This window comes from Pauljensenia sp. 20925_1_34 (assembly GCF_041432775.1).
Taxonomy (GTDB): domain Bacteria; phylum Actinomycetota; class Actinomycetes; order Actinomycetales; family Actinomycetaceae; genus Pauljensenia.
Window position 1 is genome coordinate 17,412 of the sequence record NZ_JAPWAG010000030.1, and the last position, 10,476, is coordinate 27,887.

The 10,476-nt window shown below is 69.2% G+C and carries 8 protein-coding genes; 2 read left to right on the forward strand and 6 right to left on the reverse strand.

Annotation, left to right across the window (positions count from 1 at the left end; translation table 11 throughout):
* Window positions 1–10: 10 nt before the first annotated feature.
* From O3669_RS09445 to O3669_RS09455, 3 genes are all read right to left on the reverse strand, one after another.
* Window positions 11–370 carry an NADH-quinone oxidoreductase subunit A gene (locus O3669_RS09445; RefSeq protein ID WP_009055563.1) on the reverse strand — a complete coding sequence of 120 codons (360 nt, stop codon included), beginning with the start codon at window positions 368–370 and terminating at the stop codon, window positions 11–13.
* Window positions 371–398: 28 nt separating this feature from the next.
* Window positions 399–1,667 (reverse strand): geranylgeranyl reductase family protein, encoded by a 1,269-nt coding sequence (locus tag O3669_RS09450; protein WP_371524499.1) that lies wholly within the window; start codon window positions 1,665–1,667, stop codon window positions 399–401.
* A 336-nt stretch (window positions 1,668–2,003) separates the two neighbouring features.
* Complete coding sequence (locus O3669_RS09455; RefSeq protein ID WP_371524494.1) at window positions 2,004–2,711, reverse strand: class I SAM-dependent methyltransferase; 708 nt, start codon at window positions 2,709–2,711, stop codon at window positions 2,004–2,006.
* A gap of 196 nt (window positions 2,712–2,907) precedes the next feature.
* Between O3669_RS09455 and O3669_RS09460 the strand changes: the two genes are divergently transcribed.
* The gene (locus tag O3669_RS09460) at window positions 2,908–3,996 is read left to right on the forward strand and encodes an isochorismate synthase MenF (protein WP_371524500.1); all 1,089 of its coding nucleotides are present in this window, start codon (window positions 2,908–2,910) and stop codon (window positions 3,994–3,996) included.
* A 345-nt stretch (window positions 3,997–4,341) separates the two neighbouring features.
* On the opposite strand, the gene O3669_RS09465 is transcribed toward O3669_RS09460, so the two are convergent.
* The 3 genes from O3669_RS09465 to O3669_RS09475 all read right to left on the reverse strand — a co-directional run bounded on the left by O3669_RS09465 (window position 4,342) and on the right by O3669_RS09475 (window position 9,024).
* Window positions 4,342–5,910, reverse strand: coding sequence for a S1C family serine protease (locus O3669_RS09465; RefSeq protein ID WP_371524495.1), 1,569 nt, complete (start codon window positions 5,908–5,910; stop codon window positions 4,342–4,344).
* Between the two features lie 333 nt (window positions 5,911–6,243).
* On the reverse strand, window positions 6,244–7,956 hold the full coding sequence (gene menD / locus O3669_RS09470; RefSeq protein WP_371524496.1) for a 2-succinyl-5-enolpyruvyl-6-hydroxy-3-cyclohexene-1-carboxylic-acid synthase: 1,713 nt from the start codon (window positions 7,954–7,956) through the stop codon (window positions 6,244–6,246).
* Window positions 7,957–7,965: 9 nt separating this feature from the next.
* The gene (locus O3669_RS09475) at window positions 7,966–9,024 is read right to left on the reverse strand and encodes an o-succinylbenzoate synthase (protein WP_371524497.1); all 1,059 of its coding nucleotides are present in this window, start codon (window positions 9,022–9,024) and stop codon (window positions 7,966–7,968) included.
* A 367-nt stretch (window positions 9,025–9,391) separates the two neighbouring features.
* On the opposite strand from O3669_RS09475, the gene O3669_RS09480 reads away from it, so the two are divergent.
* Entirely contained in the window at window positions 9,392–10,372 is a 981-nt protein-coding gene (locus tag O3669_RS09480; protein ID WP_295917789.1) for a 1,4-dihydroxy-2-naphthoyl-CoA synthase, read from the forward strand.
* Window positions 10,373–10,476: the final 104 nt, after the last annotated feature.

The window sequence follows — 10,476 nt, forward strand, 5'->3', positions numbered from 1 at the left end:
TACTTCTCTATTAGTAGTCCAGGCCGCCGCGTCGCCATTCGTAGGCGTAGGGGACGCACAGGGTGACCAGGAAGCTCATCATGACGACCAGCCCAAACAGGCCCAGCTGGTTGAAGCTGACGGCCCACGGGTACATGAACACAACTTCAATGTCGAAGATGATGAAGGTCATCGCGACCAGGTAGTAGCGCACCGGGAAGCGACCCTCGGTGAGGTGGGCGCTGGTCGGCTGGATGCCACACTCGTAGTTATCGGCCTTGGTTGTGGACTTCTTGGTGGGGCCCAGGATCGCGGAGGCGACCAGGCCTCCGAAGGCTAGGACGAGGGCAGCTGCCGACATGATGAGCAGCGGCACGTAGGGATTCGTCATCGTTCCTCCCGGTTATCGATGGTGGTGGTCATGCGGGTCGCACCACCTTGGTCAGCATGGTGATGAGTTGGTCGTCGAAGTCGCCCCCGCTCCTCTCGTACCCGTCCGACAGGAGTTTGTGGACGAGCGTCATGAGGCGCGGAATGGGCAGCCCGACGTTCGTGCAGGTGCGCATGATCGTCGGGTTTTCGATGAGCGCGACGAAGATGCGGCCGAGCTGGTAGTAGCCGCCGTATTCGTCGCGGAGCATGTGGGGGTATTCGCTCATGGCGCGGTCGATGCCGGCGCGGTGCGAGCGGGAGCGGGCCTGCGCGATGCACGAGGCCGCGTAACGCCCGGCCTTCATGGCCGGGGCGATGCCTTCACCGTTGTAGGGGGAGACCATGCCGCCGGCGTCGCCGACGAGGACGAGGCCCTGGGTGTAGTGAGGCTTGCGGTTGAAGCTCATGGGCAGGGCGGCGGAGCGAAGCTGACCGATCTGGTTGTCGGGGGTGAAGCCCCATTCTTCGGGCAGGTTCGCGGTCCAGGCCTTGAAGACCTCGCGGTAGGGCAGGTTCGTGGCGCCGGCGCGCGAGGCGACGGAGCCGAGGCCGACGTTGACGATGCCCTCGCCCATGGGGAAGATCCAGCCGTAGCCGGGCAGCAGGTCGGAGGCACCGGGGGTGCCGCTCCACAGTTCGAGGTGGGATTCCATCCACTCCTCGTCGCCGCGGGGGCTGTGGAAGTAGGCGCGGGCGGCCACGCCCATCGGGCGGTTCATCTTCTTTTCGAGGCCGAGGCTGGTCGCGAGGCGCGCGGCCACTCCCCCGGCGTCGACGGTGATGGAGGCCCGGACCTCGAACGTCGTCGCGTTCTTGCCGCGCCCGCTCTTAGCCGTCACGCCGACGACGCGGCCGGAGCCGTCCTGGAGGGCACCCGTGACGGTCACGCCTTCGTAGAGGCGAGCCCCGGCCTCGACGGCGCGCTTGGCGAGGGCGTGATCGAGGTCCATGCGCGCGCGGGTCATGCCGTAGCCGGGCAGGGACTTCTGGTCGGGCCAGTCCATGTGGACGGTGTGGCCGCCGCCGATGACGGTCAGGCCGCGGTTTCGCATCCAGCCGGTGGTGTCCACGCCCATCGCAATGAGCTCGTGGACGGCAGCCGGGGTGAGCCCATCGCCGCAGATTTTGTCGCGCGGGAACGGGCTTTTCTCCAGGAGGACGACATCGAGGCCAGCCCTGGCCAGGTGGTAGGCGGTGGAGGACCCGCCCGGGCCCGCGCCGACGACGACAACGTCAGCGCTCATGTCGCTAGGCATAGTGGATGCCACGGCATTCCTCCGTCATGTGGGCGCGCGGGTGCATCCGCGCCAGTGTGCAAGGCGGACGAGGTGTGCACATCACCTCATTCCGCCCGCCAGCCTAGCTAGGTCACCCTCACCTCGCCGGGCACAGAAGTTTTCCGCGCATTTTCGGGCAACGAGGCCATGGATGGCCGCGCTCTCACCCAACATTTGCGCAACATTTCTTTGTTGTAAATGCCCGCCGCGGCCTCGCCGTCCGCGAACGCTCACGGACGCCGCTCCCGCTCACCCAACCCGCCCACGACAAAGGCCGGGACCCCGCGTAGGGACCCCGGCCTCGTCAGTGAAAAATCACGGCAGCGGCTTGACCGCGCGGTGCATGCAGGCGATACCGCCGGTGAGATTGCGGTACTCGACCTCACTCCAGCCGTTCGCGGCGACCATGCGAGCGATCTCCTCCTGGGCCGGCCACTGGCGGATCGACTCGACCAGGTAGTCGTACGCTCCGTCGTTCGTGGACGCCAGGCGGGCCATCGTCGGCATAACCGTCTTCTGGTAGGCCGAGTACAAGCCGCGGAAGGCACGCGACGGCGGGGTGGAGAACTCCAGGATCACGAGGCGGCCGCGCGGACGCACGACGCGCGCCATCTCGCGCAGCGCCAGAGCCGGGTCGGGAATATTGCGCAGGCCCCACGAGATGGTGACCGCGTCGAAGGAGCCGTCCTCGAAGTCCAGGTCCATCGCATTGCCGTGCACGAACTCGATCTCGGGGTGGCGCTCGCGGCCCACCTCGATCATGCCTTCGGACAGGTCGCAGGCGACGACCTCGGCGCCACCCTTGGCCAGGGCGACCGACGACGCGCCGGTGCCGGCGGCCAGGTCGAGAATGCGTTCGCCGGGGTGGGGCGCGACCGCCTTGCGCAGGGCGGTCATCCACACGTGGTTGAAACCGCCCGTCATCAGCGTGTCCATCATGTCGTACCGCGTCGCGACGGAGTCGAACATCGACGCAACTTCGGTGGGATCCTTGGTCAGATCGGCGCGTGGGGTGTCAGTCATGCGTTAATCCTCCCACGTCTTTCAGCGTGCCGCCGCCCCTGCTTCTACCATTGGACGCATGCATGACGACTTTGGATGCTCGCGCCTTGTATTTCGGGCGTTGGTCCTGCCCCCGCAGCACCCGGGGTCTACTTGCTCACTGACTTCTCTGCTCCCTTCATCGGGCGGCGCGGCCTGGTTCGGCGAGCGCCGCTCCATGATCGGCCTGAGCCGCGCCGTGACGCTCGAGTCCGCCTCCCCCGACGCGATCACCCGCGTGCGCCGCGCGTGGGAGGCCACCCCGGCCTCGCCCCTGGAGGAGGGCGCCCCCTCCCCCGTCCTGTTCGCGTCCTTCGCGTTCCGCTCCCCCGCCCGCTCGGTGGCGTTCGTCCCGGCTCTGACCCTCATCGACGAGGCCGGGGCGCGTTGGGCGATCACCGCCGGCATCGGGGATGCTCCGGATCCGCTGGCTGCCGTGTCCGAGGCCGTGGCGGCAGCGCGGCCGACCGCTCGCGTGCCCGAGTCTTTAACCTTTGGCCAGGGGTCGATGTCGCGGACCCAGTGGCGCGATTCGGTGCGCTCGATGGCGGCGCGCCTGCGCGAGGGCGCGGCCGACAAGGCCGTCATGGCGCGCGACATGACGATCCGCTGCCCGCACGGCTTCGACGAGCGCTTCCTGCTCGAACGCCTGAGCGACCTGTACCCGTCGACGTGGCGTTTCTGCGTTGATTCGCTGGTGGGGGCGTCGCCGGAGATGCTGATCGCCGCCGCCTGCGGGACCGCGTCGTCGCGCGTCCTGGCAGGCACGTGTCAGCCCGGCGAGGGGCAGGCCCTGGCGTCGAGTGCGAAGGACCTGCGCGAACACGCACTGGCGTCGGAGTCCGTGTCCTCCATCCTGGAGCGCCTGTGCCTGGACGTGCGCACACAGGGCCCGTTCCTGCTCACCCTCCCCAACGTCACCCACCTGGCGACAGACGTGCGCGCCCGGCTCGGGTCGGCGCACCTGCTGGACCTGGTCGCCGCCCTGCATCCGACGGCGGCCGTGTGCGGCACTCCCCGCGACGCCGCGATGCGCCTCATCGAAGAGCTGGAGGACACCGAGCGCGGCCGCTACTCCGGGCCGGTGGGCTGGGTCGACACGGCCGGCAACGGCGAGTTCGCGATCGCCCTGCGATGCGGCCTGGCCTCCGGGACTCGCCTGCGCCTGTTTGCCGGGGCAGGCATCATGCCGGATTCGGACCCCGACTTGGAGTTGACCGAGACCGAGGCCAAGATGCGCCCGCTCCTGGACGCCCTCGGGGTGTGACGGCGGCCCGCTGGCGCGCTCAAGCTCGTTGCTCTCCTTCGCGGATAGGTAACGAGCACGCGGATAGGTAACGAGCACACGGATAGGTAGCGGGCACGCGGATAGGTAACGAGCACGCGGATAGCTTATGAACATACGGATAGCTTCGTAACCTATCCGCGAGTGGATAACCTATCCGCGAAGACGAAACCTATCCGCGAGCGCCCAAACAACAAGGCCATCCGCGCCTCTCCCCACGCCAGAGGCAGGCCCAGCAACGCAACACGCCCCTGCCCCCGCCCCGCCACACGCACAGGCCCGCCATCCCACGAGGGGACGGCGGGCCTCGTCAATGACGAGCGCGAATTAGGAACCCTGGATCGTAACGGCGACGTCCTGAGTCGAGCCGTCCCGAGCGATCGTCAGGTTGATCGTGTCGCCCGCCTTGTAGCGGCGCACATAGCCGATGAGCTGCTTGGGGCTGGTGACTTCCTGGCCTTCGACCTTGAGGATGACGTCCCCGGCGCGCAGCCCGGCAGCGGCGGCACCGGAGCCGGAGGAAACCTCCTGAACCTGCGCGCCGACGTAGGTGTCGGAGCCGACGGTGGCGGTCGCGGCCTTGACGGTGACGCCGAGCAGGCCGTGGGAGGCGAAGCCGTTGGTGATGAGCTGTTCGGCAATGGACACCGTCAGGTCTGAGGGGATCGCGAAGCCCAGGCCGATCGAGCCAGCCTGCCCATCCTCTGAGGTGGCGAGCGACTTGATCGAGGAGTTAATGCCGATCACCGCGCCGGTCGAGTCGAAGAGCGGGCCGCCGGAGTTGCCCGGGTTGATCGAGGCGTCAATCTGGATCGCGTTGGTGATGACCAGGTCGGAGGAGGCCTGCGTCTGATCCTGCGAGGCGGAGCCCTCGTCCATGGAGACCTCCACGGGGCGGTTGAGCGCGGACACGATGCCGGTCGTGACCGTGTTCGACAGGCCCAGCGGCGCGCCGATCGCCATGACGGGGGCGCCGACCTGGAGGTTCTGCGAGCTCGCGAAGCGCGCGACCGTCAGGTTCGACGGCGGATTTTCCAGGCGGATGACGGCCAGGTCGGTGGTCTTGTCGTGGCCGACGATGCGCGCGGCGTACAGGCGCCCGTCCGCCAGGGTGACCTGAAGCTGGCCGCCGTCGATTGCCGGGGAGATCACGTGGTAGTTGGTGACGATGTCACCCTGGGCGTCGTAGATGACGCCGGAACCGGTGCCGCCCGAGGACGCTCCCTGGCTCTGGATGGTGACGACCGCGGGGGACACGGCCGCGGCGACTGCGGTCCAGTCGGCGACGTCGCTCGACGCGGGCACGGTCGCGACGGTGCCGTTGTTGAGGTTCTCCGCCGTGGCGACGCGCAGCAGCTCGGGGCGCACGTACAGCATCGCGCCCAGGGTCAAGCCGATCGTCAGGAGCATTGCGCCCAGCAGGGCGACCCACCCGGGTCCGCGCTTCTTGATGATGATGGTTTGTCCGGGTTCCGGGGACGAGGCCGGGGCCGCGTATCCGGTGACCGGCATTCCTGCGGGGGGCGCGTAGGTGCCGCCCGAGGCCTCGCCGCGCTCTGCGCCCGGCGCGGAGTGCGCGGGGGCGGCGGGGGTGGCAGGTGCCGGGATCGTTGTGGCCGCGCGCATCTCTTGAGTGGCGTCACGCTCGGTCTGCGCCTGCGCGGCGGCCGCTCCACCCACAGTAGGCCTGGACGCGGCGTCATGATCGGCTTGCGCGGGTGCCGGGATCGTTGTGGCCGCGCGCATCTCCTGGGCGTCACGCTCGGTCTGCGCCTGCGCGGCGGCCGCTCCACCCACAGTAGGCCTGGACGCGGCGTCGTAGGAGGAGCGCGGGTAGCTGGGCGCGGGCTGGGTGCCAGAGCCGGTGTCGGGGGCTGGAATACGAGGCTCAGTCATGGTTTCCTCTAGTGTCAGTTCATTAGTTATTCACCAGTATGAGGCGTTTCTTCCAACGAGCACTGGAAGCGCCCTGTGAGTTTCCTGAATGATGGACCCGCGCATGCGGCGGGTACCACCGCGCGCACGAACGAAGGCCCCCCAAATCTCGCACGCAATTCCCTTACTACAACTTTCAACCAACCCCACAAACGTTGCAATTCCAACAACTCGATTTCAAATCTTGAAATACTCACGCAGGAATTACGTGCGACATTGTTGGGGAACCGTACCAAGGTGGAGCGGTGCATGGAGAGCGCGGACGGTAGAAGCCCTCAGGCCCGCGCACGCGACCTAGGAGGCGTTCAGCGCGTTGCGCGCCTGCGCGTACAGGTGGGCCGCCCGCTCGACGGGCGCGTGGATGAGGCGCGGCCCGGCCGGCGGATCAGCGAGAACCGCGGCAAGCTCGCTCGGGGTGGCTGCGCGCGCAAAGCCGACGCCGTAGGCGGCGGCGAGCGCCTCGTAGTTGACGTGTTGGGCGACGCCAAACCAGCGGTCGTAGGCCTCGGGAGTGGCAGCATTCCCATGCTCGAGGGTGGCGAAGATGCCGCCCCCCTCGTCGTCGGCGACGATGATGTCAAGCTCGGCCCCCGTGGCCGCCGCGAGCGCCAGCGAGGAGGCGTCGTGGCATAGGGTCAGGTCGCCCATGACGGCAGTAACGCGCGAGGCCTGGGCTCGGCCGCGAGCATCGTCGCGCGGTTCGCCAGCTCGGTCAGGCGTGGCTATGCGGGCGCTGCCGAGTCCGGCGGCGATGCCGACGGCGGTGGCAATGGTGCCGTCGATGCCAGCTTGGCCGCGGTTTGAGAACACGGGTCGGCCCGCCAGGGATTCAACCGCCAGGTCGAAGGCGCGCACGGGGTTAGAGGCCCCCAGCACGAGGGGCCCGCGAGTCACCGAGGCGACGGCGCGCGCCAGAGAGAGCATGGTGCGCCCAGACCCCGCGGCCAGGAGAGCGTCGATGCGCAGGCCTGCCTCGTCGGCGGCGGCGTGCACGCGGGCGGCCCACTCGGCGCCACAGGTCGGCCGCAGGGGCGCGGCCAGGGCAGGAACGATGACGGAGGCGTTGCCGGAGATGTCCACCCAGGGTGCGTGGGCGTCGACGACGACCACGCGCACGTCGGGGCGCGCGAGCAGCGCGTGGATGGGCCGCGACAGGGTGGGTCTGCCGGTCACGACGACGGTGTCCACCTCGCCCGCCAGGGGGGAGGAGACGATGGCTTGTTCGTAGGGGGTCACTCCCCCGCCCGCCCACGCCCCGGAGGCGGGCTCGGCCAGGAGCGGGAACCCGGAGGCGCGCGACCACTGCGCTGCGAGGGGCGACGCTCCCTCGCCGGCGACGATCAGCCCGGCGCGTGCGGCCCCTACGACGTCCTCCCAGCGCTCGGGCGCGGCGCTGGTGGGCTGCACCCGGGTCGGGCGCGGGACGAACGAGGCCATGGCCTCGTCCTGCGAATCGCCCGCGGCACCGGACGCCCGCGACTGCGGCGTGAGCGGATCGCGGAAGGCGACGTTGATCTGAACGGGTCCGGGCGTGCCGGTGGGCGCCCCGCAGGCGGCAGCGACGGCGCGCGAGAGCTGGCCGACGAGCGCGCGCGAGGGCTCCTGCGGTTCCAGGTCGACGCAGGCGCGCGCGTGCACGCCGAAGAGGCCGGACTGGAAGGTGGCTTGGGATGCGCCGACGCCGCGCAGCTCGCCGGGCCGATCGGCGCTCATGACGAGGAGGGGCAGGCGCGCGTGGGAGGCCTCGAGGACGGCGGGGGTCAGCTCGGCGACGGCGGTGCCGGAGGTGACAATGACGGCTGGCAGCGCGCCGGTGCGGGCCAGGCCCACGGCCGCAAAACCGGCGCCGCGTTCGTCGAGGACGGGCATGGCATGCCCGCCGAACGCCCCGGATTCGAGGGCGTAGGCGAAGGGCGCGCTGCGCGAGCCCGGGCAGTACAGGACGTGCGTGAGGCCCAGGTCATCCAGGGTGGACAGGATCGCGCGGGCGGTGTCGACGGAGGGCATGGGCCCAGCCTACCGGGATCCCGCCCCCAGGTGCTCAGCCATGCCTTCGAGGCGCATTCCCCAGCGGCTCACGAGGTCGGAGTCCTGCGGGCCGCGCCCGATGAGGTCCAGGTCGGGTTCGAGGCGCCCCACGGGCAGGCGGCCGCGCTCGGGCACGAGGGGGGTGGTGACGTCCGCGACGAGCAACGAGGCCGTGGCCAGTCCGGCCGCCCGGGGGATGCCGGGCACGGCGGCGGCAGCGGCGACGCCGACGGACAGGCCCACGGACGTTTCGAGGGCGGATGAGACGACGACGCCGAGGCCGCACTTGCGGGCGACCTTCAGGGCGGAGCGCACGCCTCCGAGGGGCGCGACCTTGATGATGACGACGTCGGCGGCTTCCTTGCGGGCCACCTCGAGGGGGTCTTCGGCGCGGCGTATGGATTCGTCGGCGGCGATGGGCACGTCGACGCTGCGGCGCACCTCGGCGAGTTCGTCGACGGTCAGGCAGGGCTGTTCGACGTATTCGATGGGGACGACGCCGGCGGCCTCGGCCATGGCGGGGATGGCGGCGCGCGCCTCGTCGACCTCCCACGCGCCGTTGGCGTCGAGGCGGATCATCGCCTGCCCGCCCACGGTCTCACGCAGGGCGTCGGCGACGGCGGCGATGCGCGCGCAGTCGCGCGAGATGCTCACGCCGGGTTCGGCGACCTTGATTTTCGCGGTCGCGCACCCGCCGGAGGCCCTGACTCGGTCGTAGGCCTCTTCGGGGGAGATAATTGGAACGGTCACATTGACGGGCACGTACTTGCGCCGGGGCACGGGCGGGAAGCGGCGCGCGGACTCGAGGGCGGCGCCCAGCCAGCGCGAGGATTCGGCGTCGTCATAGTTCCAGAAGGGGGCGGCTTCGCCCCATCCGGCGTGGCCGTGAAGAAGGAGGCCCTCGCGGCGAGTCACCCCACGGAAGCGTGTGGTCATCGCTACCTTGTACACGAGAATGTCGTCGACACCTTCGAGGGCGTAGCGCGTCTGACGACTCAACTGACGCATGGGAATACGCATAAGCGTGGCGTACTGCGAAGCGTTCATCGCTCCCCTCCTTACATATCGGTAATATTGTCGCGCATGCTGCCCTCAAGCTCAACTGCTTCACGCTACCACTTGTAAGACATTTTGCGCTAACTATAAATAAGTGACAGACTCTCAACACCTACCAAACACCTGGCAAATAAAGACATCTCACACCTCACAGGAAAAGTGACTAGTTATCACCATCTAGACACCCTCTCGCCTTTCGGTCATTCCGTGCGGTTAGCTTGCCAGCAGGTGCGACGCGCAGCCACGCAGGCGACCTCCCCGGTTGGACACGCGGCCCTCCGCCCCCTTCCCCAGCCGACTGCGAGACCCGGCCCGGTGCCGAAAGCCCGCCCCGGCCTCGTCCATTAGAATCCGAGGCATGAGTGCTCTTCCTTTTGTCTCCGACACCTTCGACCCGACCCGCTGGCGTGAGGTTGAGGGATTCGACTTCGCTGACATCACCTACCACCGCGGGATTTCGCGCGGCCCCGCGGCCGACGGTCGCCCCGAGGGCGCGGACATGCCGGTCGTGCGCATTGCCTTTGATCGCCCCGATATTCGTAACGCCTTCCGTCCGGGCACGGTCGACGAGCTGTACCGGGCGCTCGACCACGCGCGCCAGACCTCGTCGGTCGCGGCCGTCATCCTGACGGGCAACGGCCCGTCGGCGCGCGACGGCGGCTACTCGTTCTGTTCGGGAGGGGACCAGAGGGTCCGAGGCCGTGATGGGTACCGCTACGAGGTCGAGGGGGCGGACCCGGAGGCGGCCACCGCGCAGCGGCGCGAGCAGATCGACCCGGCGCGCGCCGGGCGCCTGCACATCCTGGAGGTCCAACGACTCATCCGCACGATGCCCAAGGTCGTCATCGCGGCCGTTCCCGGCTGGGCTGCGGGCGGCGGTCACTCCCTCAACGTCGTGGCGGACCTGTCGGTGGCCTCCATCGAGCACGCGGCGTTCATGCAGACGGACGCGAACGTGGGGTCTTTTGACGCCGGCTACGGCTCGGCGCTGCTGGCCCGCCAGGCGGGCGACAAGCGTGCGCGCGAGATCTTCTTCCTCGCCGAGCGCTACGACGCCGAAACTGCCGAGCGGTGGGGCGTCATCAACCGCGCGGTCCCCCACGCCCAGCTCGAGGAGACCGCCCTGGAGTGGGCCGCGACCATCGCGACGAAGTCCCCGCAGGCCATCCGCATGCTCAAGTTCGCCTTCAACCTGGCCGACGACGGGCTGGCGGGCCAGCAGGTCTTCGCGGGCGAGGCCACGCGCATGGCGTACATGACGGCCGAGGCGCAGGAGGGCCGCGATGCCTTCCTCGAGCACCGCGCGCCCCGCTGGGAGGACTACCCCTACTACTACTGAGGCCTCGCCCACCGGGCGACTGTGCCAGGAGGCCTCGGGATCGCGGACGCGACCCCGAGGCCTCCTCGATGCGCCCCCTATTCGCGGGCAGTGAGCGTTATGCC

Excerpts from the sequence above, each read along its gene's own strand:
- O3669_RS09450 (WP_371524499.1), bottom strand. The coding sequence starts at position 1,667 with ATGCCTAGCGACATGAGCGCTGACGTTGTCGTCGTCGGCGCGGGCCCG.
- O3669_RS09480 (WP_295917789.1), top strand. The coding sequence starts at position 9,392 with ATGAGTGCTCTTCCTTTTGTCTCCGACACCTTCGACCCGACCCGCTGG.
- menD (WP_371524496.1), bottom strand. The coding sequence starts at position 7,956 with ATGCCCTCCGTCGACACCGCCCGCGCGATCCTGTCCACCCTGGATGAC.
- O3669_RS09465 (WP_371524495.1), bottom strand. The coding sequence starts at position 5,910 with ATGACTGAGCCTCGTATTCCAGCCCCCGACACCGGCTCTGGCACCCAG.
- O3669_RS09455 (WP_371524494.1), bottom strand. The coding sequence starts at position 2,711 with ATGACTGACACCCCACGCGCCGATCTGACCAAGGATCCCACCGAAGTT.
- O3669_RS09445 (WP_009055563.1), bottom strand. The coding sequence starts at position 370 with ATGACGAATCCCTACGTGCCGCTGCTCATCATGTCGGCAGCTGCCCTC.
- O3669_RS09460 (WP_371524500.1), top strand. The coding sequence starts at position 2,908 with ATGATCGGCCTGAGCCGCGCCGTGACGCTCGAGTCCGCCTCCCCCGAC.
- O3669_RS09475 (WP_371524497.1), bottom strand. The coding sequence starts at position 9,024 with ATGAACGCTTCGCAGTACGCCACGCTTATGCGTATTCCCATGCGTCAG.